The organism is Pedococcus bigeumensis, from assembly GCF_006438965.1.
Taxonomy (GTDB): Bacteria; Actinomycetota; Actinomycetes; order Actinomycetales; family Dermatophilaceae; genus Pedococcus; species Pedococcus bigeumensis_A.
The window spans coordinates 442,486-467,885 of the sequence record NZ_RCZM01000005.1 but is presented as its reverse complement, the minus strand read 5'-3'; the positions used below and the strand labels follow the sequence as shown (position 1 = coordinate 467,885).

The window sequence follows — 25,400 nt, the reverse complement described above, 5'->3', positions numbered from 1 at the left end:
GGATCGTCAACTCCCGGTGCGGGCCCGCCCCTAGAGTCGGCCCGTGAGCACGCAGCCGCCGTCGTCGCCGCCACGTGCTCCCGCGACGCCACCGCTGTCGTCCCGCACGGTTCGCGGCTACGCGCTGGGGTCGGTCGCGACGGGAGCCTTCGGGACGGTGCCCGGCCTGTTGCTGCTGCCCTACCTCACCGACCGTCTCGGGATAGCCGCCGGGCTGGCCGGTGTCATCGTGTTCCTGCCCAAGGCCTGGGATGTCGTCCTCAACCCGATCGCCGGGCGGATCAGCGACCACACCGTGTCGCCGACCGGCCCTCGGCGCCCCTTCCTGCTGCGGGGCGGGGTGGGGCTCGCGGTGGGTTTCGCGCTGCTCTTCGCAGGGCCGTCCGCCCCGCGCGGCGTGGCCTCGGCGTGGGTGGTGGTCGCCTTCCTCGCGTGTGCCACGGCCTACGCCTTCTTCCAGGTCCCCTACGTCGCCATGCCGGCGGAGATGACCAGCGACTACCGCGAGCGCACCCGGCTGATGACCTGGCGGGTCGCGATCCTGGCGCTGGCCATCCTCGTGAGCGGCGCCAGCGCACCCGCCATCCGTGACGCTGTCGGGGCGGCCCAGGGCTATCGCGTCATGGGTCTGGTGGTCGCGTGTCTCATCCTCGTCGGGGTGCTCGGGGCATGGCGAGGGACTGCTCCTGCACCTGTGACGGCGGTGCGTCCGTCCGCCGGTGGTCTGGCTGCCCAGCTGCGGATCGTGGCCGGCGCCAGGGACTTCCGCCTCCTGCTCGGCACCTTCGTCCTCCAGGCGCTCGCGACCGGTGCGATGCTCGCGGGGGTCGACTACGTGGCGCGGCACGTGCTGGGCAAGGCATCTGCGTCCACCCTGCTCTTCGTCTGCTTCGTCGGCCCGGCCCTCCTCGTCACCCCGCTGTGGCAGCGGGTGGGCGCCGCCCGAGGCAAACGCTGGGGGTATGCCGCGTCCTCCGTCCTGCTCGCAGCTGGAGCCATCGCGCTGGTCCCCGCGCGGTCGCTTCCCGTCGTCGCGGTCTACCTCGCCCTGGCGGTGGTCGGCGTCGGTTACGCCGGCGCGCAGATGTTCCCGTTGGCCATGCTGCCGGACGTCGCGGCCGTCGACGCGGTGCGCTCCGGCCAGAACCGGATCGGGGTGTTCACCGGGGTCTGGACGGCTGGCGAGACCCTGGGGCTGGCGCTCGGGCCAGGTCTGTATGCCCTGGTGCTCGCCCTGGGCGGCTACGTGTCGTCGACGGACTCCAGTGCGGCGCAACCGGATTCAGCGGTGACTGCGATCGGGTTGGGTTTCTCGCTGGTGCCCGCCGTGCTCGTGGGTCTGAGCCTGTTGTTGCTGGCGAGGTACCGGCTCGACGAGTCGGCTGTGCGGGCTGCCATCGTGGAGCTGCCGACGAGGAACGAGGAGGGCTGATGGGGCTGCCGGTCGACGAGGTCGTCGCGCGCCTGGAGGCGATGCGATCCGGTGACCTGCCCACCCATGGGGGCCGGACGCTGGCGTACGTCTACGACTCCGGTCTCGCCGACGCGGACGAGCTGGGGCGTCGGGCGCTGGCGATGTTCGCGTCCGCCAACGGGCTCGACCCGACTGCCTTCCCGAGCCTGCTGCAGATGGAGCAGGAGCTCGTGGGGTTCGCCGGCCGGCTGCTCGACGCCCCGGAAGGGTTCGTCGGCACGGCCACCAGTGGCGGCACCGAGTCGATCCTGCTGGCTGTGCAGACCGCCCGCGACGCTCGCCCCGAGGTTGACCAACCGCGGATGGTGCTGCCGACCACGGTCCACGCCGCCTTCCACAAGGCCGCGCACTACTTCGGTGTCGAGCCGGTCTTCGTCCCCGTCGACCCCGGAACCTTCCGTGCCGACGCCGAGGCGATGGCCGCCGCGATCGACGACCGGACCGTGCTCGTGGTCGCGAGCGCGCCTTCCTACGCCCACGGGGTGATCGACCCGGTTACGCCGATTGCTGCCGCCGCCCTCGCTGCTGGGGCGCGGTGCCACGTGGACGCGTGCATCGGCGGCTGGGTGCTGCCCTACCTGCGGCGGCAGGGTGCCGACCAGCCGGACTGGACCTTCGCGGTCGAGGGCGTCACGAGCATCTCGGTCGACCTGCACAAGTACGCCTACACGCCGAAGGGCGTCTCGCTGCTCCTGCACCGTTCGGCGTGGCTGCGCCGACCGCAGCTCTTCGCCGCCGCGGACTGGCCCGGCTACACGATGCTCAACACGACCACGCAGTCGACCAAGTCCGGCGGACCGCTCGCCGCCGCCTGGGCTGTCGTCACGCACCTCGGGGACGACGGCTATGCGGCGTTGGCGGAGCAGGTGGGTGACGGCATACGGGAGCTCGTGGATGGTCTGGCTGTGCTCCCCGAGCTGGCGGTCGTCGCACGGCCCGACTCCACGCTCGTCGCGCTCCGTGCCGACGACAGCTGCGACGTGTTCACGATCTGCGACGAGATGCTGCTGCGCGGCTGGTTCGTGCAGCCGCAGATGGCCTTCGCCGGGGAGCCGCCCACGATGCACCTCACCCTGAGCGCAGCCACGGCACCCCTGGTGCCGGAGTTCCTGGCGGCGCTTGGGGAGTCGGTCTCCGCCGCGGTGGCCGCCGGCCCGGTCCAGGTCGCGCCCGAACTGGCCGCGGCGGCGAGTGCCATCGACCCGGCGACGTTGGACGACGCTGCCTTCGACGGGCTTCTGCAGGTCGCCGGCCTGGCGGGCGCCGACGGGGCGCTGGCCCTGCCCGAGCGGATGGCGCCGGTCAACGCCCTCCTCAATGTGGCCCCGCCGCGGCTGCGTGAAGCCCTCCTCGTGACGTTCCTCGACCGCCTCTCCCGCCCGCGGACGCAGTGAACCGTCCGCGAGCGCCGCGGCGGCGCTCGTGGCCATCGCGATCCGAACGGGCGCGATCCCGCAACGACCTCAGGCGCAGGCTCTAGGCTCCCTGCATGGCTCCCACGTCCGACCTCGGCGCACTCGAGATCGAGCTCAGCAGGCTGCTGCGCCGGGCCCGCAGCGCCCAGCAGCGCACCGCCGCGGATGTGCACCCGGACCTCGACTCCGCGGGGTATGCCGTGCTGGTCGCCGTGCGAGACCTGGCTGCGGCCGGTGGTGGCGCCCGCGGAGGCGACATCTCCGACGTGCTCGGGCTTCACAAGTCCACGACCAGCCGGAACCTCACGACGCTGGAGGACCTCGGCCTGATCGAGCGCATCCCCGACCCGCTCGACGCCCGGGCCCGGCAGGTGCGGCTCACTGCGTCGGGTGCCGAGGCGCTGGAGCGTTCGGTGTCCGGGCGGCGCGAGCGGCTGCGCGCCCGGCTGGCCGACTGGGATGCGCAGGACGTGTCCGACCTCGCCCGACTGCTCCGGCAGCTGAACGACACTGCTCCATAGCCGCTCGGCCGACAGGCGCTCCGCTGGAAGTTGCTTGACACAACTAACGTGAGTTATGGTTGTGTTCTGCAACCAAAGGATCGCCATGTCTGTCATGTCCACGCCGAGCACCGCAGGGCTCAGCCGCGCCGAGGCCGCTCGGTCGGTGGGCCCTTCGCCAGAGCGCCGGGTCCACGCGCACCACGCGACCGGTGAGGTCGTCTCGGCCCTGTCCAGCCTGATCCGCGCCAGCCGCTCGATCGCCCGTCAGCGCCAGGTGCAGCTGGGAGCATCAGGGACGCCACTCGCCATCCTCAAGGTCCTTGCGACCCAGCCGGGGGAGGACCGCCCCGGCGACCTGGCCGGTGCGACCGGTGTCGCGCCGTCGGTCGTCAGTCGGGCGCTCACCCGCCTCGAGGAGGACGGACTCGTCGTCCGCCATCGCGACGAGGCGGACGCCCGCGCCTGCCACATCGCGCTCACCGTCGAGGGACGAAGCCAGCTGGCCACCATCTCCGACCAGTACGCCGAGCTCCTCGACGACGCCCTGGCCGACCTGTCCGACGACGACGTCGCCCGACTGCCCGGCCTGCTGCACACCCTCGAGCAGGCGCTGCGCCGAGCCGGCGAGCGGGCCGCGCCGCCGCGGCACACCTCGCTCGCGCCCAGCCTCGTCGAAGCCCCCGCACCCTCCTCCGACGTCCTCCCGAACTCCGCCGCAACCCACGAAAGCCTTTGATGTCAAACAATTCTGTTTCCACCGGCACGGCCGCACGCACCGCCACGACGACAACCGCGCCCGCCGCCCCGGACGCTCCCGCACTGGCCGTCGAGAGCGAGGAGATGTCGCACCGACAGATCCTCGAGGCGATGACCGGGCTGCTCGCCGGGCTGTTCACCGCGATGCTCAGCAGCACGATCGTCTCGACCGCACTGCCGACGATCATCGGTGACCTGCACGGCACCCAGCGCCAGTACACCTGGGTGATCACCGCTGCCCTGCTCGCCACCACGGTCAGCACCCCGATCTGGGGCAAGCTGTCCGACCTGTTCAGCAAGAAGCTGCTCGTCCAGATGTCCCTGGTCGTCTTCGTCGCGGGGTCGATCGCTGCGGGGATGTCACGGTCGGTGGGCTTCCTCATCGCGTGCCGCGTCGTGCAGGGCCTCGGCATGGGCGGCCTCACCGCGCTCACCCAGTCGATCATGGGCGCGATGATCGCCCCGCGACAGCGTGGTCGGTATGCCGGCTACATGGGCGCCGTCATGGCCGTCGCGACCGTGAGCGGTCCGCTGCTCGGGGGCGTCATCGTGGACAGCGCCCTGGGCTGGCGCTGGACGTTCTACGTCTGCATCCCGCTGGCCGTCATCGCCCTGTTCATCCTCCAGGCGACGCTGCACATCACCACTCCGAAGCGCACGCCCAAGATCGACTACCTCGGCGCTGCTCTGATCGCGGTCACCGCCTCGCTGCCGTTGCTGTGGGTCACCTTCGCCGGCAACGACTTCCCGTGGTGGTCGGCTCAGACCATCTGGTACCTCGCCGGCACGCTCGTCGCGCTGGCCCTCACGCTCGTCGTCGAGCTGCGGGCAGCTGAGCCGATCATCCCGATCCGGCTGCTCAAGAACGCCACGACCGGCCTGGTCGTCATCGCCAGCGCGGCCGTCGGTGTCGCGCTGTTCGGCGGGACGACCTCCCTCACCCAGTACTTCCAGATCTCGCGGGACTACAGCCCGACCCACGCCGGGCTGCTCACGATCCCGCTGATGGGTGGTCTGCTGCTCTCCTCGACCGTGGGCGGCCAGGTCGTCAGCCGCACCGGCCGGTGGAAGGGCATCATCATCGGTGGGGCCGTCTTCCTGGTCGCCGGCACCGCCTGGCTCGGGCAGATCGACCACCTCACCCCGATGTGGCAGATCGGCATCGCGATGGCGCTGATGGGCTTCGGAATGGGCGCGATGATGCAGAACCTCGTCCTCGCCGTGCAGAACTCCGTGGACGTCCGCAACATCGGGGCGGCGTCCGCGACCATCGCGTTCTTCCGCACGCTCGGTGGTGCCATCGGCGTCTCGGTGCTCGGCGCCGTGCTGGCCAACAACGTGCGCGACAGTGTCGCCACCGGGCTGGCCCAGCTGGGGCCGAAGGCGGCCGCAGCCGCGCAGTCGGGCGGCAGCAACGGCACCTTGGATCTCAAGGACATGCCCGGGTCGATGGCCACGATCGTGCGGGCGGCCTATGGCGACGCGACCGGTCACATCTTCCTGATCAGCGCAGCCTTCGCCGCGGTGGCCCTGCTCGCAGTGCTCTTCCTCAAGGAGGTTCCGCTGCGCACCACCGTCACGATGAAGCAGGAGACCGTCTCGATGACCGAGGAGGCCGCTGGCGTCCGGGACGCTGGGTCAGTCGAACGCTGAGCCGCCATGACCGCCTTGGTCGAAGGCGACGACAGCGCGTACTCCGGGCGCTGCATCTTCGAGCCAGACGCGAGCGCCATTGCGGCGCAACAGCTCTCGCGTGATGGCGAGGCCCAGGCCGCTCCCGCCGCTGTCCCGGTCGCGAGCCTCGTCGAGTCGGGCGAACCGGTCGAAGACGCGCTCGCGGTCGGTTTCGGCGATGCCGTGGCCGTCGTCGGTCACGGCGAGCCAGAGGGCGTTGCCATGACGTTCCCAGGAGAGGGTCACCCGGGTGGCCGCATGGCGCACGGCGTTGTCGACCAGGTTGCCGACGGCCCGGGTGAGGTCGTCAGGACGGGCGACCACCGTCGCCTCCCGTGGACCGCTGGACGGCAGCACCCGGACCGGCACCCGGGCTGACGCGTGGCGCCGTTCGCTGTCGGCCACCAGCTGGGCGACGGAGACATCCCTCGCCTCGGCACGGTGTCCGTCGGCGCCGGAGCGGGCCAGCACGAGCAAGTCCTCGACGAGGGCGGACAACCGGCCCACCTCCGGCAGGAGCTCATCGGGGAGAGTGCCTCCGTCCCCGACGCGGGCGGCAACCTCGAGCTGCGTGCGCATGCTGGCGAGGGGACTGCGCAGCTCGTGCGCCGCGTCGGCGACGAAGCTGCGCTGCTGGGCGCTGGCCGAGGCGAGGCGGGCGAGCATCTCGTTGAGGGTCGTGGCCAGCGCGCTCACCTCGTCCCGGGTAGGGGGCACTGGGAGCCGCTCAGTCGGGTCGGCGGCCGCACCGATCCTCTGTGCGCCCTGGCGCAAGGACTCCACGGGGCGAAGGGTCGATCCGATGACCCGCCAGGCCACGATGCCCAGCAGGGTGAGAAAGAGCGGGAGCAGCACGAGCATGAGGGTGCGTAGCACCCGACGGCTGTTGTCGAGGTCGGCCGTCGGCACCGCCGCGACGACGAGGACGCGTGCCGTCGCTGGGCCCGCCTCGGCCGCGGCCACCTGCAGCTCCCCCGACAGTCCGGCGCGAGAGCCCGGCACCCGAAGGCCCGAGCCGCCCGCAACCCGTCGACGCTCGGTCGGGTCCACGAGGGGGGTCAGCCGGTCGGCAGTCACCGACGCCCCGGTGACCCGGTTCTGGGCGTCGAGCACCTGAACCAGCTGGGCACCGCTCGCGGGCACCGGCTCGGGGAGGCGTCCCTCGTCCGCGAGGATCGCGACGTCGTGGGCTGCGGCCCTGGCCTCCGCCGTCGTGGCGCGGTCCAGCGCCGCACCCATCGCGGCATACAGCACGATCCCGCCCACGAGCAGTGCTCCCGCGACCCCGGCCAGGCCCACGAGCATCAGCCGTGAACGCAGGCTGCGCCGACTGAACCACCCGGTCATGCGCGCAACCGGTACCCGACGCCACGGACGGTCTCGATGCGGTCGCGGCCCAGCTTGCGGCGCAGGTAGCCGATGTAGACCTCGACCACGTTGGGGTCGACGGTCTCCGCGGACCCCCAGACGTTGTCGAGCAGCGACTCCTTCGTGGCGACCGTCGGGTGCGCGCGCAGCAGGTGCTCGAGGACGAGGTACTCACGCCTCGACAGGGCCACCACCTCGCCTGCCAGCTCGACCCTGCGCGAGGCGGGGTCGAGCAGGATCTCCGCGGCCGCGAGCGTGGTGGCGCGCGGCACGGGGTCGCGACGCACCATGGCCCGCAGCCGCGCGAGGAGGACGACGAACGAGAACGGCTTGGTGAGGTAGTCGTCGGCGCCGTAGTCGAGCCCGTCGGCCTGGTCGTACTCACCGTCCTTGGCCGACAGGAGCATGACCGGCACCCAGTTCTGCTCGGCGCGCAGCGTCTGGACCACGGTATAGCCAGACATCCTCGGCAGCATGATGTCGAGGAGCACAGCGTCGTACCCGCCGAACCGGGCAGCCTCGAGACCGCTGGGTCCGTCGACCGCCGTGTCGACCACGAACCCTTCTGCCGCAAGGCCCTTCGCGAGGGCAGCAGCCATCCGAGGCTCGTCCTCGACCACCAGCACCCGCACCCAGTCACTGTGGCACGTGAGCCACGGTGCCGTCTGCCGACCACCCCGACGCGAGGGCTGCGAGGTCCCGCAACCCTCAGAAAAGTCACAGGTCCGGCACTGCAGGATGAGGCCATGAGCCTGTTCACCGACCACCCGCGCACCCGTTGGGCCGCGCCCGCCGCCGCAGTCGCCGTCATCGGTGCCGTCGCGCTCACCGCCAACCACGTCGCCAGCGCCGACCCGAGCCTGCCGTCCCGGTCCGCCGCGCAGCTACTCGTGGACGTGCAGCAGGCCAATCTGAAGGGCCTCTCGGGGACCGTGGTGCAGACCTCCAACCTCGGCCTGCCCGACATCAACCTCGGCGGCTCGACGCAGGGTGGGTCGTCCTCCTTGACCTCCTTGGTATCGGGAACACACACGTGGCGGGTCTGGCTCGCGGGTCCGCAGCAACAGCGGCTGGCGCTGGTCGGAAGCCTCGGTGAGTCGGACGTGATCCGCAACGGGCGCGACCTGTGGGTGTGGTCCAGCAAGGACAAGACAGCGACTCACACCATGCTGCCCGCCGAGGGTGCCAAGCCTGGCGCGGCGTCCACCACCCCGGGCCAGCTGCCCAAGACGCCGCAGGAGGCGGCACAGCTGGCGCTGTCTGCCATCGAGCCCACGACGAGCGTCGAGACGTCGGGCGCGTCCGTCGTCGCGGGTCAGCAGTCCTATGACCTCGTCCTCAAGCCCAAGGACACCGCCAGCCTGGTCGCGTCGGTGCGGATCTCGCTCGACACCGTCCACCACGTACCCCTGCGGGTGCAGGTGTTCTCCACGAAGACGGCCAACCCTGCCTTCGAGGTCGGGTTCACCCACGTCGACTTCGCCAAGCCTGCCGCTCGGCAGTTTGCCTTCAACGCCCCGCCGGGCACCAAGGTCACCCAGTCGACCCTGGGCAGCGACGTCGGCGGCACGAACGGGACCGCTTCCCGCGCGCCGGGAACCGCATCCGAGGCGAAGCCGGGGTCCGCGCCCGCAGACACCGAGCCGAAGGTCGTCGGCGCGGGCTGGACCGCTGTCGCGGTGGCCAACCTGCCCAAGGACACCGCCGGCGCCACCAAGTCGGGAGCCCCGGGTGGGACCGCCAGTGAGGTCACGGGCCAGCTGCAGCGCGTGCTCGGCCTCCTGCCCAAGGCCACCGGCTCGTGGGGCACCGGCCGCGTGCTCGAAGGCACCCTCTTCACGGTGGTGATCACCGATGACGGACGTGTCGCGATCGGCGCCGTCGGCCCGGAGCGGGTGTATGCCGCGCTGGCGTCGAAATGACCCAGCTCACAGCTGAGGGTGAGCAGGCTGCGCCGGTCGGGCGAGCCTCCGATGTCCCCAGTCCGGCTGCACCCTCCCCGGCACGGGCTGCGGTGCCCGATGCGAGCCTGGCGATCGCGACCCACGGGCTGACCAAGCGGTTCGGCTCCCAGGTCGCCGTCAACGACGTCGACCTGCGCGTCCCCCATGGCGCTGTCTATGGCTTCCTCGGCCCCAACGGGTCCGGCAAGACGACGACCATCCGGATGCTGCTCGGGCTCATCGAGCCCACCGCTGGCAGCCGCAGCCTGCTCGGCATGGCCATTCCGCAGCAGGCCACCATCGCCCTGCACCGCGTCGGTTCGCTCGTCGAGGGCCCCGCCTTCCACCCCTACCTGTCAGGGCGAGCCAACCTCGAACGACTCGACGCGGCCGACGTCCTGGCGGATCCGCGCACGACCCGCGTTCGCATCGGCACCGCCCTCGAGCGGGTGGGCCTGACGGCCGCGGCGGGCAAGCGCTATCGCGCCTACTCACTCGGCATGCGACAGCGACTGGCGATCGCCGCCGCACTGCTCGCCCCCCGCGACCTGCTGGTGCTCGACGAGCCCACCAACGGGCTCGACCCACAAGGCACTCGCGAGGTGCGTTCGCTCATCGGGTCCCTCGCCTCCGACGGCACCACGGTGTTCGTCTCCAGCCATCTGCTCGCGGAGGTCGAGCAGATCTGCAGCCACCTCGGTGTGATGCGCGATGGGCGCCTGGTCGCGCAGGGCACGGCTTCGGAGGTACGCGGCGGAGGCACGGTCTCCCTGCACCTGGTGACCGCCCAGCCCGAGGAGGCAGCGGCGGTGCTGACCGCCCTCGGCGTCCAGTCGGTCATTGCCGACGTGGGTGAGGTCCGCGGCATACCGGGGGAGCTCGAACCGGAGGCCATCGTCGCCGCACTGGTGCGCGCCGGTGTCGGTGTGCGGTCGTTCACGGCCAGCTCGCCGAGTCTCGAGGACTTGTTCGTGTCGCTCACCGGTGAGGGCTTCGATGTCAGTGGCTGAGGCGGAGCTGGCTGGCACCTCGCACGCACCCGGTATCGCGGCGCTGCACCCGAGGAGGCGACGACTGTCGACCCGGCTGCTCCGCTCCGAGCTGCGCATCATCGCCGGCCGTCGCCGTAACCAAGCGGGTCTGCTCGTCCTCGCCGCCGTCCCCATCGTGATGGCGATCGCCGTCAAGATGTCGACGCCGCGTGCCGGGGAAGGCCCCGACTTCCTCTCGTCGATCACCTCGAACGGCCTGTTCGTCCCGCTGGCCGCGCTGAGTGTCGAGATGGCGATGTTCCTGCCCTTGGCGATGTCGATGCTGTCCGGGGACGCAATCGCCGGCGAGGCCAACCTGGGCACCCTGCGCTACCTCCTCACGGTCCCGGTCAACCGCACCCGCCTCCTCCTGGTGAAGTTCGCGTCGCTGTGCATCGGGGCCGTGTGGGGCATTGCTGCCGTGGCGCTCCCCGGTGCCGCAATCGGGATCGCCCTGTTCGGCACCGGCCCGCTGACCACCCTGTCGGGCAGCCAGATCGGCTTCGGGGCGGCCGTATGGCGCCTGGTCCTGGTCATCCTCTACCTCGCCGCCGGACTCGCCGGACTCGCTGCCGTGGGGTTGTTCATCTCGACCCTGACCGAGGTGCCGATCGCGGCTGCGATCGCGTTGATGGTGTTCACGATCTTGTCGTGGATCCTCGACTCGGTGCCCCAGCTCGGGTGGCTTCATCCCTGGCTCCTCGTCGACCACTGGCTGGCCTTCGGTGACCTGCTGCGCGACCCGATGGCCGGTGGCGAGATCGGTCGCGGCCTGCTCACCGCCGCCGGGTATGCCGTGGTGTTCTGGCTGGCGGCCTGGGCGCGGTTCGCGGGCAAGGACATCACCAGCTAGGGCGGCGTGACGAGGGCCACGGCCCTTCCCGGTTCCCGGTCTACCCATCGGTAACTAGGCTCGCGGCCATGACGACGCTCTCCGGCAAGACCATCATCATGTCCGGCGGCAGCCGTGGCATCGGCCTGGCGATCGCCGTTCGCGCTGCTCGCGACGGTGCGAACGTCACCCTCATCGCCAAGACCGACCAGGCCGACCCTCGCCTGGTCGGCACCATCCACACGGCGGCCGAGGCGATCGAGGCCGCCGGTGGCAAAGCGCTGGCGGTGGTCGGCGACGTCCGCGACGACGAGACCCTCGCGTCCGCGGTCGAGCAGACGGCAGCCGCCTTCGGCGGGATCGACATCGTCGTCAACAACGCGAGCGTGCTCAACCTCAGCCCGACCGCCACGCTCGACCCCAAGCGCTACGACCTCATGCAGGACGTCAACGTCCGCGGCACGTTCATGCTCACGAAGGCGGCGCTCCCGCACCTGCTCGCTTCGCCGGACCCCAAGGTCCTGACCCTGTCCCCGCCCATCAACCTGGACCCGCGCTGGTTCGCCGGCCACCCGGCATACACGATGGCGAAGTATGGGATGACGCTGGCGGCGCTGGGCTTTGCCCACGAGCTCGGCCAGAAGGGTGTCTCGTCCACCTGCCTGTGGCCGGCGACGCTGGTCGCGACGGACGCGATCGGCAACCTGCCCGGAGGCGACCAGATGATCAAGGTGAGCCGCAAGCCGGACATCGTGGCGGACGCCGCCTGGGAGGTCCTCACCACCGAGGGCCAGGGCCTCAACGGCCAGACCCTGATCGACGAGGAGCTGTTGCGCGCGAGGGGCGTAGCGGACTTCGCGGCCTACTCGATGACGGGCAAGGACGAAGGCCTCGCGCCCGATCTGTTCCTGAGCTGACCTGAGCTCTGCCCACAGGGGTATGCCGGCGGCTCGCGGCTAGAGCTCGGCCACCCGACCGTTGTCGACGTGCCAGCGGCGGGTTGCGTTGACATCAGCCAACATCCGACGGTCGTGGGTCACGAGCAGGACGGTTCCACCGAAGGAGTCCAGCGCTTCCTCGAGCTGCTCGATGGCCGGGAGGTCGAGGTGGTTGGTGGGCTCGTCGAGGACGAGCAGGTTGACCTCGCGGGCCTGCAGCAGCGCCAGGGCTGCCCGGGTGCGTTCGCCCGGGGACAGCGAGTCTGCCGGCCGGTGCACTTGCTCGGAGCCCAGGCCGAACTTCGCGAGCAGGGTGCGGACGTCGGCGTCCGGCCAGTCCGGTAGGGCGTCCGCGAAGGCGCGAGCCAACGGCTTCGGTCCGGTGAAGAGGCCACGAGCCTGGTCCACCTCGCCGACCCGGACCGACGACCCGAGACCGGCGCTCCCTTCGTCGACGGGGATGCTGCCGAGCAGGACGCCGAGCAGCGTGGTCTTGCCCGACCCGTTCGCGCCGGTGACGACGATCCGGTCGGCCCAGTCCACCTGCACGTCCACCGGGCCCAGGGTGAAGTCACCCCGCCGCACCACCGCGGCCGCCGCCGAAGCCACCACAGAACCGGAACGAGGAGCTGCGGCGATCGTCATCCGCAGGTCCCACTCCTTGCGCGGCTCCTCGACGACCTCGAGGCGTTCGATCATCCGCTCGGTCTGGCGGGCCTTGGCGGCCTGCTTCTCCGACGAGTCCACGCGGAAGGCGGTGACGAACTTGTCGTTGTCGGTCTTCTTGCGTCTGGCGTTCTTGACGCCGACGGTCGCCCAGTTGCGCTGGGTGACGGCCCGCTGCTCAAGGCGTTCCTTGGTGTCGGCGAACTCCTCGTAGTCCTCGCGCGCGTGCCGGCGGGCGACCTCGCGCTCGGCGAGGTAGCTGTCGTAGCCGCCCTCGTAGACCGAGACCTGCTGCTGGGCGAGGTCGAGCTCGACGACCCGGGTGACGGTGCGCGCCAGGAACTCGCGGTCGTGGCTGATGATCACCGCCGGGCTGCGCAGGCCCGCGACGAACTGCTCCAGGCGCTCGAGGCCGTCGAGGTCGAGGTCGTTCGTGGGTTCGTCGAGCAGGAGGACGTCGTAACGCGACAGCAGCAAGGCCGCCAGCCCCGCGCGCGCCGCCTGCCCACCGGACAGCGCGGTCATCGGCATGTCGAGGTCGACGCCCAGGCCCAGCGAGGCGACCGTCGTGGCGGCGCGCTGCTCGAGGTCCGCCCCACCCAGCGCCAGCCACGTCTCGAGCGACGCGGCATACCGGTCGTCGGCTCCGGGGGCTGGGTCGGCGAGAGCTTCGGCGGCGTCGTTCATCACCTGCTCGGCGTCGCTCACGCCGGTGCGGCGCGCGAGGAACGCGGCCACCGTCTCACCCTCGCGGCGCTCGGGTTCCTGGGGGAGGTGCCCGACCGTGGCGCTCGCCGGCGTCAGGGTCACTGAGCCCTCCTCGGGCTCGACCTCGCCCGCGAGCAGCCGCAGCAGCGTCGACTTGCCCGCGCCGTTGGCGCCGACGAGGCCGATGACGTCGCCGGATCCGATGACGAGGTCGAGCCCCGCGAAGAGGGCTCGGGCGCCGTGGCCGGCGGCGAGGTGGGTGGCCTTGAGGGTTGCAGTCATGTCGGTAGGGACGCTACCTGCAGGCGACCGTTCGCCGACAACGGGTTTGCGGTGGCCGAACCCGTTCCCGCGAGGGGTTGTCGCCGGCCGCGTTGAGGGGTGGGATGGCAACCATGACAACGCTGTCGCACACCGCGGGTGAGACCGACGTCCCGCTCCTCGAGCAGACCATCCCCGACAACCTCGACGCCACCGTGGCCCGGTTCGGGGACCGCGACGCCCTGGTCGACGTGGCGCAGGGGATCCGCTGGACGTATGCCGAGTTCGCGGCCGAGGTGGACCGGCTCGCCCGAGCGTTGCTCGCCACCGGACTGGTCAAGGGGGAGCGGGTCGGGATCTGGGCGCCGAACTGCGCCCAGTGGACGGTGGTCCAGTACGCGACGGCCAAGCTCGGCGCGATCCTGGTCAACATCAACCCGAGCTACCGGACGCACGAGCTGGAGTTCGTGCTGAACCAGGCCGGCATCTCTGCGGTCTTCCTGGCTGAGTCGTTCAAGTCCAGCGACTACGTGGCGATGCTGGCGGAGGTGCGGGCGAGCTGCCCCGACGTCCGGGACTCGTTCGTGTTCGGGCAGGACTCGTGGGAGGCGCTGCTGGCTCGCGCGGACGAGGTCACGTCGGAGCAGGTCGCGCAGGTGCAGGCGATCCTCGACCCGCACGACGCGATCAACATCCAGTACACGTCGGGCACCACCGGTTTCCCCAAGGGCGCGACCCTGAGCCACCGCAACATCCTCAACAACGGCTTCTTCGTCGGCGAGCTGTGCCGCTACACCGAGGCCGACCGGGTCTGCATCCCGGTGCCGTTCTACCACTGCTTCGGGATGGTGATGGGCAACCTCGCGTGCACCACCCACGGTGCCGCGATGGTGATCCCGGCGCCCGGGTTCGACCCGGCGGCGACGCTCAAGGCGACGGCCGACGAGAAGTGCACGTCGCTCTACGGGGTGCCCACGATGTTCATCGCGGAGTGGTCGCTCCCGGACTTCGCGGCATACGACCTGTCCTCGGTTCGGACCGGCATCATGGCTGGATCACCTTGTCCCGCAACGATGATGACCAAGCTCATCGACAGCGGGATCACTGAGGTGACGATCGCCTACGGGATGACCGAGACCTCGCCGGTGTCCACCCAGAACCGCACCGACGACACCTTCGAGCAGAAGGTCGGCACCGTGGGCCGGGTCGGTCCCCACCTCGAGATCAAGGTGGTCGACCCCGTCTCGGGGGAGACCCTGCCGCGTGGCGAGGCCGGTGAGTTCTGCACCAAGGGCTACTCGGTGATGCTCGGCTACTGGGAGCAGCCCGACAAGACCAACGAGGTGCTGGTCGACGGGTGGATGCACACCGGCGACATCGCCGTGATGGACGAGACGGGCTACGTGCAGATCACGGGTCGGATCAAGGACATGGTGATCAGGGGTGGGGAGAACGTCTACCCGCGCGAGATCGAGGAGTTCCTCTACACCCACCCGGACATCCTCGACGCCCAGGTGATCGGGGTGCCCGACCCCAAGTACGGCGAGGAGCTGTGCGCCTGGATCCGGATGCGTGAGGGCGCGCAGCCGCTGGACGCCGCCGCGGTCCGGGCCTTCGCGACGGGCAAGCTCGCGCACTACAAGATCCCGCGCTACGTCACCATCGTCGACGAGTTCCCCATGACCGTGACCGGCAAGGTCCGCAAGGTCGAGATGCGCGAGAAGACCGTCGCCGATCTCGGGCTCAGCACCTAATCGCGGAGTCGCGTACCGGGTCTGACCTGCGTAAACGTCCGCGTCGACGGTAGACGTGGGCGCCTGCCTGCCCTAGGTTGCTTGGGCCGGGATCTCGTTCCGGCCCAAACCAGGAGGGCCTATGAAACCCATCGTCTGGATCATCCTCATCGTCGTGGTGCTGGCCGTCATCGGCCTGCTCGTCATGATGAGCAGGCGCCGACAGCTCGAGACGCGCCGTGCGGAGGCCGCCGAGCTGCGGGCTGAGGCCGAGCAGCACGACCGCGACCATCGCGAGCGCGAAGCCTCGGCTGCAGAGGCTCAGGCGCAGGCCGAGAAGGCAAGGGCAGAGGCCGAGGAGCAACGCGCGCGCGCCGTGCAGCTCGAGGCTGAGGCCGAGCGACGCGCCGAGCACGCCACGGCCGCCGGTGACGAGCGGGATGAACACCTCCGCCAGGCGGACGAGCGCGACCCGGACGTCGACGTGTCCGACCGCGATGACGTTGACCGTGATGGTGACGCCACGGACGGTGACGCCACGGACGGCGACCGGCTCGGCACCGGCGGCACCGGCGGCACCGCAGGCGTCGCCGCCGTCGACGCCCGGGACGCCCGGGACGCCACGGACGCCACGGACGCTGGGGACTCCACCGGGCGCTCCGAGTGGTCAGAGCGCGACGACTCCGTCACCTCCGGCGCTCGCCACGACGCAGATCAGCTGGCCGGCCATGACCATGCCGACCTGAACGGTGCCGACGGTTCGGACGGGGCCGGCGGGCAGCGACCTGCCGAGGCCGACGTCACCGCCGAACGGCGCGACGCAGACGGCGTGCAGCCCGTGCGTTCAGACGCAGACGGCGTGGAGCCTGAGGATCGGCAGCGCCAGCTCTGAGCGCCACCTGAGCGACGCGGGAGCGACACGAGGCCCGGCCTGCAGGCACGTTCTGCGGCCGGGCTTCGTCGTCGGGAATGGGTTGACGGGCTGGCGGGTTCTAGGAGATAGTTGAATATCGAACTAGATGTGGAGTAACTCATGCCTGCTGTCTCCGTCGCCGACCTCACCGTCCTCCCGCGCGTCCTGCCGCCTGCCGCGACGGCCGAACAGCGCCGCGTCCGCTCCGTGACCAGCGCACCGAGCGGGTTCGAGGGGGAGGGGTTCCCGGTCAAGCGCGCCTTCGCGGGCGTCGACCTGCGCGACCTCGACCCGTTCATCCACATGGACGAGATGGGCGCCGTCGAGTACGCGCCGGGCGAGCCCAAGGGCACCCCGTGGCACCCGCACCGCGGCTTCGAGACGGTCACCTACATCATCGACGGCATCTTCGACCACCAGGACTCGTTCGGGGGCGGCGGCACGATCACGGACGGCGACACCCAGTGGATGACCGCCGGGTCCGGGATCCTGCACATCGAGGCCCCGCCGGAGCGCCTGGTCGTCAGCGGCGGCCTGTTTCACGGCTTCCAGCTCTGGGTCAACCTGCCGAAGGTCGACAAACTGAAGGCACCGGCATACCAGGACCTGCGCTCCAGCGAGGTCGGCCTGCTGACCTCCGCCGACGGTGGTTCGCTGCTGCGTGTCATCGCCGGAGAGGTGGGCGGCGTCGCCGGCCCCGGCTCGACGCACACCCCGATGGCGATGGTGCACGCGACCGTGGCGCCGGGCGGCGAGCTGTCCCTGCCGTGGCGGCGCGACTTCAACGCCCTCGTCTACGTCATGAGCGGCGACGGCTTCGTGGGCCCGGACCAGACCCCGGTCGGTCCCGGACAGCTCGCCGTGTTCGGACCGGGTGACGCCATCCAGCTGTCCTCGGCCCGCACCCAGCAGGAGCGGTATGCCGCGGGGCTGGACGTCGTGGTCCTCGGCGGCCTCCCGATCCGTGAGCCCGTCGCCTGGGCCGGCCCGTTCGTGATGAACACCGAGGCCGAGGTTCGCAAGGCGTTCGAGGACTACCAGGCCGGCCGGCTCGGCCAGCCGGTCCCGCACGGCGATGTGGGTGGCGGCACCGCCTGACGCGCGTCTTTGCAGGATCTGACGGACCAGAGTGCGTCAGATCCTGCAAAGCTCCCACCTCCGCGTTGCGTGGTCCCGCATAGATACGATACGGTACGTAGCGTATTGAACGGAGGCGAGTGAACATGACCCGATCAATGACTCGCAGCAGGACCCGGAGCAGTGGTGCGCACCGCGCCGAGCGTCCGACCCAGTACCCGCACGACTACCTGCACAACGACCGCCCGTACGACCAGACCCAGTCCGACATCGGCGGCAGCCTGTTCCTCGGCGCCATCACCCTCATCGCCCTGATGACCCTGATCGTGATCGGCCTCGTCTGAGCAGGCCCACCAGGCAGCAACGTCGCGCCCGTCGTCCACCCGTTGGACGGCGGGCGCGACTGTCGTCACGTTGCCGCGCCATTGCCGCGGCGCACCGAATAGGTTTGGCGACGTCACCAGACGTCACGGGACGTCCGAGGGCCTTCCAGCGACGGGAGCAGTAGTGCGGATCGGTGTTCCAGCAGAGTCCAAGCCGGGTGAGACCCGGGTCGCCGCCACGCCCAAGACCGTGGGCCAGCTGGTCGGCCTCGGGTACGACCTGGCCGTCGAGGCGGGCGCCGGCGCCCGCTCCTCCTTCTCCGATGACGCGTATGCCGCGGCCGGGGCTTCGGTCGTCCAGGGCACCGATGCCTGGACGAGTGATGTCGTGCTCAAGATCAACGGGCCCACCGACGAGGAGATCGGACTCCTCCGCGCCGGATCGCTGTTCGCCTCGCTCATCTCTCCTGCCCTCAACCCGGATCTCGTGGACAAGCTGACGGCCGCGGGGGTGACGGCGCTCGCGATGGACGCGGTGCCGCGCATCTCTCGTGCCCAGTCGCTCGACGTGCTGTCCTCGATGGCCAACATCGGCGGCTACCGAGCGGTCATCGAGGCGGCCCACGAGTTCGGCTCGCTGTTCACCGGCCAGGTCACGGCGGCCGGCAAGGTGCCACCCGCGAAGGTCCTGGTCGTGGGTGCCGGCGTCGCCGGGCTCGCCGCGATCGGCACGGCGAGCAGCCTGGGCGCGATCGTCCGCGCCTTCGACGCGAGGTCCGAGGTCGGCGAGCAGGTCGAGTCGATGGGTGCCGAGTTCCTGCGGATCGCCGTCGACGACGAAGGGCCGTCGGCCACCGGCTACGCCAAGGAGATGGGCGAGGACTTCAACCGCAAGGCCGCCGAGCTCTACGCCGAGCAGGCCAAGGACGTCGACATCGTCATCACCACCGCGCTCATCCCCGGCAGGCCGGCCCCGCGCCTCATCACCGAGGAGATGGTCGCGACGATGAAGCCCGGCTCGGTCGTGGTCGACATGGCCGCCTCCAACGGCGGCAACGTCGCCGGCACCGTGGCCGACCAGATCGTCACCAGCGCCAACGGCGTCAAGCTGATCGGCTACACCGACCTGCCCGGCCGGCTGCCCACCCAGGCCAGCCAGCTGTTCGGCACCAACCTCGTCAACCTACTCAAGCTGCTCACGCCCGGCAAGGACGGGCGCGTCGTGCTCGACCTCGACGACGTGGTCCAGCGCGGCATGACCGTATGCCGTGACGGCCAGACCCTGTGGCCCCCACCTGCCGTGCAGGTGAGCGCCGCCCCGGCCGCGGCCGCCCCGGTGGTCGCCGTCCCGAAGCCCGAACCCAAGCCGCGCGACCCGCGCCGCAAGTACGTGGCGATGGCGCTCGGCGCCGTGCTGTTCGGCCTCGTCGCTGCCAACTCGCCGTCGGTCTTCCTGGGCCACTTCACGGTGTTCGCGCTCGCGGTCATCGTCGGGTTCTACGTGATCTCCAACGTCGCCCACGCCCTGCACACCCCGCTGATGGCCGAGACCAACGCGATCAGCGGCATCATCCTCGTCGGCGGTGTGCTCCAGCTCGGCAGCTCCAACGCACTGATCCAGGTGCTCGCCTTCGCCGCCACCCTGGTGGCCAGCATCAACATCTTCGGAGGCTTCGCCGTGACCGGCCGGATGCTCCAGATGTTCAGGAAGGACTGAACCGGTATGAGCGGCAACGTCACCACCAACCTCGTCCAGGCGGCATACATCGTCGCGGCCGTGCTCTTCGTGCTCTCGCTCGCGGGACTCTCGAAGCACGAGAAGGCCAAGGAGGGCAACGCTTTCGGCGTCGCCGGCATGGCCCTCGCGCTCGTCGCCACCATCTGGCTGTCGGTCGACCGGGCCGAGCACCCCGTCCTCACGTTCGCGCTCATCGCGGCGGCCATGGCGGTCGGTGCCGCGATCGGGCTGTGGCGAGCCCGGGTCGTCGAGATGACCCAGATGCCCGAGCTCGTCGCGATGCTGCACAGCTTCGTCGGCCTGGCTGCGGTGCTCGTGGGCTACAGCTCCTTCCTCGAGTCCCGGGACGCAGGCACCGACGACAAGCTGCACCTCGTCGAGGTGTTCCTCGGGGTCTTCATCGGTGCGGTGACGTTCACCGGGTCGATCGTGGCGTTCCTGAAGCTGAGTGCCCGGATCAAGTCCTCGCCACTGATGCTGCCCGCGCGGCACTGGCTCAACCTCGCGGCCCTGGTCGTGTCGGCAGCCCTGCTCTTCTGGTTCGTCCAGTCCCACTCGGTGATCCCGTTGCTGCTCATGACCGTGGTCGCGCTGGCGTTCGGCTGGCACCTCGTCGCCTCCATCGGCGGTGGCGACATGCCCGTCGTCGTGTCGATGCTCAACAGCTACAGCGGATGGGCCGCTGCGGCGGCTGGCTTCATGCTCGGCAACGACCTTCTCATCGTCACCGGCGCGCTCGTCGGGTCCTCCGGTGCGATCCTGTCCTACATCATGTGCAAGGCCATGAACCGGTCCTTCTTCTCAGTGATTGCAGGCGGATTCGGCCAGGAGGTGTCGGTCGGCGACGACAAGGACTATGGCGAGCACCGCGAGACCATCGCGGCCGACGTCGCCGAGCTGTTGCGCGACGCCTCGACCGTCGTCATCACGCCCGGCTACGGCATGGCCGTGGCGCAGGCGCAGTACCCCGTGGCCGAGCTGACCAGCCAGCTGCGGAAGAAGGGCGTCAACGTCCGGTTCGGGATCCACCCCGTCGCCGGGCGCCTGCCCGGACACATGAACGTGCTGCTCGCCGAGGCCAAGGTCCCCTACGACATCGTGCTCGAGATGGACGAGATCAACGGCGACCTGGCCGACACCGACGTCGTCCTCGTCATCGGTGCCAACGACACGGTGAACCCGTCCGCCGCCGAGGACCCCACCAGCCCGATCGCCGGCATGCCGGTGCTCGAGGTCTGGAAGGCACGCAACGTCGTCGTCTTCAAGCGGTCGATGGCCACGGGCTACGCCGGCGTGCAGAACCCGCTCTTCTTCAAGGACAACAGCCAGATGCTGTTCGGTGACGCCAAGGAGCGCGTCGAGGACATCATCAAGGCCCTCTGACGCCCTGCCTGCTCGGCGACTCTGAAGGATCCTCCGGATCCTGACGCGGCAGATCCTTCAAAGTCGGGCCGTCGGGGGTCCGCGCCCAGTTCAGGACGTCGTCGCGGCCGGCGGTGGGTGGCCCTGGTCGGCGACCACGCAGAACTCGTTGCCCTCCGGGTCGGCCATCACCTGCCACCAGCTGTCGATCGCCTCGAGCAGGTCGGTCACCGGCTCCCCGACCCGTCGACCGCCCAGCGCCTCGAGACGCTCGACCAGGCCTGGGACGCCGAGCTCGAGCGGTGGGTGGACGTCTACGTGCATCCGGTTCTTGCCGGCCTTGTCCTCCGGCACCCGCTGGAGGATGAACACCGGTCCCGACGGTTCACCTTCGCGGGGCCGCAGCACCTCAAACTCCGGCAGGGAGAACACCGCGTCGTAGCCGAGTGCCGTCGTCCAGAACGGCACGAGCACGGACAGGTCGCGTCCGTCGAGGACCACCGAGAGCTTCATGGCGCGAGTATGCCGCGTGCGCGCCGCTCGCGGCCGGCTCCGTCCCGACCGGCTTCAGACCGCCGACCCGCGGTCGCGGTAGGCGCCGGGGGTGGTGCCGACGAGGGCAGTGAAGTCGCGGGCGAACTGGTTCTGGTCGTACCAGCCGGCGGTGGCGGCCAGGTCGGCCAGCGACCCGTCGTAGTTCTCGTCGAGCGTCGCCACGGCGTCGTGCAGCCGGCGACGCGCGACCATCCACTTCGGTCCGACCCCGACGTACTGGCGGAGCAGGCGCTGAAGGCCGCGGACCGACAGCCCGCACCGCTCGGCCAGGTCGTCCACTCGGGTGACCGTCGGGTCCTGCAGGTGCTGCACCACCACAGCCACCAGCGCGTAGCCCGGGTCCGGCTCACGGTTCCGGGCCAGGTCCTCGACCAGGGCGCACAAGGACGGACCAGCAACCCGCGCGTCCAGCGGCAGGTCGGCCAGGGTTGCCCAACCCGGGACCAGCCCGTCCGCGGGCCGGCTGCGGCCGGTGAGGTCGGCCGCCGCGATGCCGGTGAGGGCACTGAACCCGCCCGCGTGGAACTTGACGCCTACCACCCCGCCGCGCCCGCGGCATACGGCGTCGAAGCGTCGGGTGCTGACCCCGGTGACCCACACGCCGGGCCCGTGCGCCCCGTCGCGGTCGACCTCGCCGCGCTCGACGGTGAGGCTCACCGAGGGGTGCGGCACGATCGAGTTGACGTGCTCGACGCCCTCGGGCATGTCCCAGGTCACGGACCACACGCGCTCGACCCACGGAGCGGCGCCTGGCGTGGGGTCGGTCTCGTCGAAGCTGACGTGGCGGGCCATCTCCTCCGGCCGCAGCACGCCCTTCGACGACGGGATCCACCCTGTCGTGTTTGTGCTAGTCGCCACGGCCCGAGTCTAGGAAGGTCGGGGGCAGGAAGACCACCGACGACAGCAGGAGGACCCATGACCCCCAGCACCTCGAGCACTGCCCCCGCGGCCCTGGCCATGACGACGATCGACTGCGCCGACCCAGAGCGCGAGGCAAAGTTCTGGGCAGCGGCACTCGGCTGGGACATCGCCCACGCCGACGGCGACTACGGCATGGTCACCAGTGGCAGCCAGCGCCTCGGATTCGGGCGGGTCGAGGGCTGGAAGGCCCCGGGCTGGCCGAACACGTCCGGCACCAAGCAGTTCCACTTCGACCTCGCGGTGGACGACATGGCGCAGGCGGAGGCGGCCATGACCGACCTCGGCGCGACCAAGCCGGAGCCGCAGCCGTCGACCGACTGGGTCGTGCTGCGCGACCCCGACGGCCACCTGTTCTGCCTGACGAAGGCCGCCAACTGGGGCTGACCGCGCGCCGGTGGCAACCATCGGCGCCGGGTCGCTGGTCAGGTGCTGGTGAGGCTGGGCACCTCGCCCTCCTTGGGATTGCCCGACAGCCGGCTGTTGCGCACGCTGTAGGCGAAGTAGATGACGAATCCCAGCGCCATCCAGATGAGGAAGCGGATCCAGGTCTCGATGGACAGGTTGAGCATGAGGTAGACCGAGGCGGCTGCCGCGACGAGGGGCAGGAACGGCGACCACGGGACGGTGAACGCGCGCTTCAGGTCGGGCCGCTTGTGGCGCAGGATCGGCACGGCCACGGACACCAGGCTGAACGCCGCCAGGGTGCCGATGTTGACCATCTCCTCGAGGTCGATGTGGTTGCCGAGGTAGGAGCCGATGAAGGCCACGACGAGCCCGACGCCGATCGTGATCCGCACCGGGGTGCCGGTCTTCGGGTTCGTCCTGCCGAACGAAGGGGGCAGCAGCCAGTCGCGGCACATCGCGAACAGGACCCGGGTGGCACCGATGATCAACGTCATGACCACGGTTGTCAGGCCTGCCACGGCACCACAGGCGATGATCGTCGCGTAGCCCGCCTTGCCGACGTCCTTGAAGGCAGTGGCCAGCGCCGCGTCGGGATCGATCTTGTCGTACTTGACCATGCCGGTGATGACGAAGGCGACTGCGACGTAGAGGATCGTGCAGATGATGAGTGAGGCGATGATGCCGATCGGGAGGTCGCGCTGTGGGTTCTTGGCCTCTTCCGCGGTGGTGGCCACCACGTCGAACCCGATGTAGGCGAAGAAGACGATCGAGGCGCCCGCGACGATGCCGCCGATGCCGTAGGTCGTCGGCGTGAAACCGAGCAGCGCCTGGATGAGCGGTTGCTTGACACCTTCGCTCGCATCCCCGGCCTGGGCGGGCGGGATGAAGGGGCTGTAGTTGGCGCTCTTGATGTACGCGATCCCGGCGATGATCACGAACAGCACGACGAACAGCTTGATGCCGACCAGGACCAGGTTGACCCGCATCGACTCCTTGATCCCCCAAGCCACCAGCGCCGTCAGCGCGATGATCAGGATGAAGGCCAGCAGGTTGAACTGGCCGGCAGGGTTGTCGTCGGTGCGCGGTGCCAGGGCATCGGGGAGGTTGATCCCCATGTCGGTCAGCAGCAGGTTGGCGTAAGACGACCAGCCCTGCGACACCACCCCGGCGCCGAGCGCGAGCTCGAGCAGCAGGTCCCAGCCGATGATCCACGCGACCAGCTCGCCCAGTGAGGCGTACGAGAACGTGTAGGCCGATCCGGAGACCGGCACCGTCGAGGCGAACTCGGCGTAGCAGAGGGCGGCCAGACCACACACGACGGCAGCGATCCCGAACGAGATGACGATGGACGGCCCGGCGTAGGCCTGGGCCGCCTTGCCCGTGAACGTGAAGATACCGGCGCCGATGATGACGCCGATGCCGAAGACCGTGAGGTCCAGCCAGGACAGGCTCTTCTTGAGCGCGGTGTCCGGCTCGTCGGTCTCGCGGATCGACTGCTCGATCGACTTGGTCCTCATGACCGACATGCGCAACGCCTCCGGGGGACAGGTGTGCCGCTCGCGCGGCTGGGTCCGAGACACGCTAGCGGCGTCCTGACCAGCGCGCCTTTCGGAATCCGGCCCTCCACAGTCGCCCTTCTCAGGGGCGTCTGCCGTCCGTGCCTAGTCGTCGCCCCGGTCGCGGCGCGGCCTGATGGGAATGGGGCCGGTGTCAGCAGCGCGGTCCCGCGCCCGGAGGTCAGGACTGCGGTAGAGCGAGCCCGGCGGCGCGCCCGAGCCCGCGCTGGGGGTGGCCGAGGGCGCCTGCGGCGAGTGCGGCGGGTCGTCCCAGCCGGCATACGGATCGGGTATGCCGGGCGGTGGCGGCTGGTGGTCGTCCCACCCGCCGTCCCACCGGTCGTCATGGCCGTCGTCGTCGGGGAGCACCCGCCCGTGGTCGGCGACGCCGAAGATCTCGGCGCAGATGGCGCGGTAGTGGCCGTCCGGTTCGGGGACCCAGTTGACCTCACGCAGCGCCTGGTCCTGGCCGGCCGACTCCATGACGAACCGGCCGTAGCCCAGGATGCGTCCGGGCACCGACCGCTCGTAGGACATGTCGGTGACCTTCATGAGCGGCATCATCGACACCTTGCGGGTGATGAAGCCGTAGAACAGCAGCAGCCGCTTGTCGGTGGCGACGAACCAGTCGTGCCGCCACTCAGCCAGCTTCCAGGCCATCCGCGCGACGACGGCGAACCAGGCCCACCACACGATCGTGCTCACCAGGCCGAAGGCAGGGTCGATCTTGGCGTCCACCCAGAAGGCGAAGATGCAGCCCGCAACCGCCGAACCCACCGGTTCGGCGACCTTGCCCCAGTGCTGGTGGACAGCCGTGACGAGCCGCTCGCCGTCCAGCAGGTAGCGGTCGAGCTCCTCGTGGCGCCGGGCTGAGGCAGCCATCAGGCCCCGGGTCCGCTACCGGCCGAGCAGTGCGTCGAAGAAGTTGCCGATGTTCTTCGCGCCGTCACCCAGCATCGAGCCCGACGTCTTGACGATGTCGGCAGCCTGGTCGGGGGAGGTGAAGATCGCGTAGGCGGCGAACGCGACGAGGACCCACAGCAGGATCTTCTTCACGCGTTGCATGTCGTCTCCTTGATCGGTCGTCGTGGGGGTTCGGTCGTCGGTGTGCACGTCGGACGGGCACACCTCGCCCACCATGGTGCCCGAAACGGTGCGGCCACCGGGTCAGGCGCGCCGCCGATCCGCCGGCCACGCGGCATACCTCGCGGTGGGCACTGGGCACCGGCTCTGGGGTGCGGAGCGTGC

At 70.3% G+C, this 25,400-nt stretch carries 24 protein-coding genes; 16 read left to right on the top strand and 8 right to left on the bottom strand.

Annotated features, from left to right (window positions below):
* Positions 1-43: 43 nt before the first annotated feature.
* The 5 genes from EAH86_RS16290 (at position 44) to EAH86_RS16270 (ending at position 5,801) form a co-directional block, all read left to right on the top strand.
* Positions 44-1,432, top strand: a complete 1,389-nt coding sequence (locus EAH86_RS16290; RefSeq protein ID WP_140742617.1) for an MFS transporter — start codon at positions 44-46, stop codon at positions 1,430-1,432.
* Positions 1,432-2,868, top strand: a complete 1,437-nt coding sequence (locus tag EAH86_RS16285; RefSeq protein WP_140742615.1) for a pyridoxal phosphate-dependent decarboxylase family protein — start codon at positions 1,432-1,434, stop codon at positions 2,866-2,868. The genes EAH86_RS16290 and EAH86_RS16285 overlap by 1 nt, the downstream gene beginning before the upstream one ends.
* A gap of 95 nt (positions 2,869-2,963) precedes the next feature.
* Positions 2,964-3,410 (top strand): MarR family winged helix-turn-helix transcriptional regulator, encoded by a 447-nt coding sequence (locus EAH86_RS16280; RefSeq protein ID WP_140742613.1) that lies wholly within the window; start codon positions 2,964-2,966, stop codon positions 3,408-3,410.
* Between the two features lie 85 nt (positions 3,411-3,495).
* Positions 3,496-4,128 carry a MarR family winged helix-turn-helix transcriptional regulator gene (locus EAH86_RS16275; RefSeq protein ID WP_161988680.1) on the top strand — a complete coding sequence of 211 codons (633 nt, stop codon included), beginning with the start codon at positions 3,496-3,498 and terminating at the stop codon, positions 4,126-4,128.
* Positions 4,128-5,801, top strand: coding sequence for an MDR family MFS transporter (locus tag EAH86_RS16270; RefSeq protein ID WP_206665853.1), 1,674 nt, complete (start codon positions 4,128-4,130; stop codon positions 5,799-5,801). The genes EAH86_RS16275 and EAH86_RS16270 overlap by 1 nt, the downstream gene beginning before the upstream one ends.
* Here the strand turns inward: EAH86_RS16270 and EAH86_RS16265 are convergent.
* Together EAH86_RS16265 and EAH86_RS16260 are read right to left on the bottom strand one after the other, a co-directional pair.
* Positions 5,787-7,169: a sensor histidine kinase gene (locus tag EAH86_RS16265; protein ID WP_140742609.1), complete on the bottom strand. Its 1,383-nt coding sequence runs from the start codon at positions 7,167-7,169 to the stop codon at positions 5,787-5,789. The genes EAH86_RS16270 and EAH86_RS16265 overlap by 15 nt on opposite strands.
* A complete protein-coding gene (locus tag EAH86_RS16260; protein ID WP_140742607.1) occupies positions 7,166-7,822 on the bottom strand; it encodes a response regulator transcription factor in 657 nt (218 codons plus the stop codon). The genes EAH86_RS16265 and EAH86_RS16260 overlap by 4 nt, the downstream gene beginning before the upstream one ends.
* A gap of 114 nt (positions 7,823-7,936) precedes the next feature.
* Between EAH86_RS16260 and EAH86_RS16255 the strand changes: the two genes are divergently transcribed.
* The 4 genes from EAH86_RS16255 (at position 7,937) to EAH86_RS16240 (ending at position 11,913) form a co-directional block, all read left to right on the top strand.
* Complete coding sequence (locus EAH86_RS16255) at positions 7,937-9,112, top strand: LolA family protein (RefSeq protein ID WP_140742605.1); 1,176 nt, start codon at positions 7,937-7,939, stop codon at positions 9,110-9,112.
* Complete coding sequence (locus EAH86_RS16250; RefSeq protein WP_140742603.1) at positions 9,109-10,143, top strand: ABC transporter ATP-binding protein; 1,035 nt, start codon at positions 9,109-9,111, stop codon at positions 10,141-10,143. The genes EAH86_RS16255 and EAH86_RS16250 overlap by 4 nt, the downstream gene beginning before the upstream one ends.
* Positions 10,130-11,017, top strand: a complete 888-nt coding sequence (locus EAH86_RS16245; RefSeq protein WP_140742601.1) for an ABC transporter permease — start codon at positions 10,130-10,132, stop codon at positions 11,015-11,017. Before EAH86_RS16250 ends, EAH86_RS16245 begins: the two co-directional genes overlap by 14 nt.
* A gap of 68 nt (positions 11,018-11,085) precedes the next feature.
* Positions 11,086-11,913, top strand: coding sequence for an SDR family oxidoreductase (locus tag EAH86_RS16240; protein ID WP_140742599.1), 828 nt, complete (start codon positions 11,086-11,088; stop codon positions 11,911-11,913).
* 39 nt (positions 11,914-11,952) lie between these two features.
* Here EAH86_RS16240 and EAH86_RS16235 read toward each other — a convergent pair whose 3' ends face one another.
* Positions 11,953-13,590 carry an ABC-F family ATP-binding cassette domain-containing protein gene (locus EAH86_RS16235; RefSeq protein ID WP_140742597.1) on the bottom strand — a complete coding sequence of 546 codons (1,638 nt, stop codon included), beginning with the start codon at positions 13,588-13,590 and terminating at the stop codon, positions 11,953-11,955.
* Between the two features lie 104 nt (positions 13,591-13,694).
* Between EAH86_RS16235 and EAH86_RS16230 the strand changes: the two genes are divergently transcribed.
* From EAH86_RS16230 to pntB, 6 genes are all read left to right on the top strand, one after another.
* Positions 13,695-15,323, top strand: coding sequence for an AMP-binding protein (locus EAH86_RS16230; protein ID WP_425325231.1), 1,629 nt, complete (start codon positions 13,695-13,697; stop codon positions 15,321-15,323).
* A 121-nt stretch (positions 15,324-15,444) separates the two neighbouring features.
* Positions 15,445-16,194 (top strand): hypothetical protein, encoded by a 750-nt coding sequence (locus tag EAH86_RS16225; protein ID WP_140742593.1) that lies wholly within the window; start codon positions 15,445-15,447, stop codon positions 16,192-16,194.
* 141 nt (positions 16,195-16,335) lie between these two features.
* On the top strand, positions 16,336-17,313 hold the full coding sequence (locus EAH86_RS16220; RefSeq protein ID WP_140742591.1) for a pirin family protein: 978 nt from the start codon (positions 16,336-16,338) through the stop codon (positions 17,311-17,313).
* A gap of 137 nt (positions 17,314-17,450) precedes the next feature.
* The gene (locus EAH86_RS16215; protein ID WP_140742589.1) at positions 17,451-17,636 is read left to right on the top strand and encodes a hypothetical protein; all 186 of its coding nucleotides are present in this window, start codon (positions 17,451-17,453) and stop codon (positions 17,634-17,636) included.
* Positions 17,637-17,799: 163 nt separating this feature from the next.
* The gene (locus EAH86_RS16210; RefSeq protein WP_140742587.1) at positions 17,800-19,332 is read left to right on the top strand and encodes a Re/Si-specific NAD(P)(+) transhydrogenase subunit alpha; all 1,533 of its coding nucleotides are present in this window, start codon (positions 17,800-17,802) and stop codon (positions 19,330-19,332) included.
* Between the two features lie 6 nt (positions 19,333-19,338).
* Entirely contained in the window at positions 19,339-20,736 is a 1,398-nt protein-coding gene (gene pntB / locus EAH86_RS16205) for a Re/Si-specific NAD(P)(+) transhydrogenase subunit beta (RefSeq protein WP_140742585.1), read from the top strand.
* A 90-nt stretch (positions 20,737-20,826) separates the two neighbouring features.
* On the opposite strand, the gene EAH86_RS16200 is transcribed toward pntB, so the two are convergent.
* Complete coding sequence (locus tag EAH86_RS16200; protein ID WP_140742583.1) at positions 20,827-21,228, bottom strand: VOC family protein; 402 nt, start codon at positions 21,226-21,228, stop codon at positions 20,827-20,829.
* A 54-nt stretch (positions 21,229-21,282) separates the two neighbouring features.
* Entirely contained in the window at positions 21,283-22,128 is an 846-nt protein-coding gene (locus tag EAH86_RS16195; protein ID WP_140742581.1) for a helix-turn-helix domain-containing protein, read from the bottom strand.
* Between the two features lie 57 nt (positions 22,129-22,185).
* On the opposite strand from EAH86_RS16195, the gene EAH86_RS16190 reads away from it, so the two are divergent.
* On the top strand, positions 22,186-22,575 hold the full coding sequence (locus EAH86_RS16190; RefSeq protein ID WP_140742579.1) for a VOC family protein: 390 nt from the start codon (positions 22,186-22,188) through the stop codon (positions 22,573-22,575).
* Between the two features lie 38 nt (positions 22,576-22,613).
* Here the strand turns inward: EAH86_RS16190 and EAH86_RS16185 are convergent, their stop codons facing one another.
* The 3 genes from EAH86_RS16185 to EAH86_RS20485 all read right to left on the bottom strand — a co-directional run bounded on the left by EAH86_RS16185 (position 22,614) and on the right by EAH86_RS20485 (position 25,217).
* Positions 22,614-24,122 (bottom strand): amino acid permease, encoded by a 1,509-nt coding sequence (locus EAH86_RS16185; protein WP_140742577.1) that lies wholly within the window; start codon positions 24,120-24,122, stop codon positions 22,614-22,616.
* A 135-nt stretch (positions 24,123-24,257) separates the two neighbouring features.
* Positions 24,258-25,034 (bottom strand): PH domain-containing protein, encoded by a 777-nt coding sequence (locus EAH86_RS16180; RefSeq protein WP_140742575.1) that lies wholly within the window; start codon positions 25,032-25,034, stop codon positions 24,258-24,260.
* A 15-nt stretch (positions 25,035-25,049) separates the two neighbouring features.
* Positions 25,050-25,217 (bottom strand): hypothetical protein, encoded by a 168-nt coding sequence (locus EAH86_RS20485; RefSeq protein ID WP_170212816.1) that lies wholly within the window; start codon positions 25,215-25,217, stop codon positions 25,050-25,052.
* Positions 25,218-25,400: the final 183 nt, after the last annotated feature.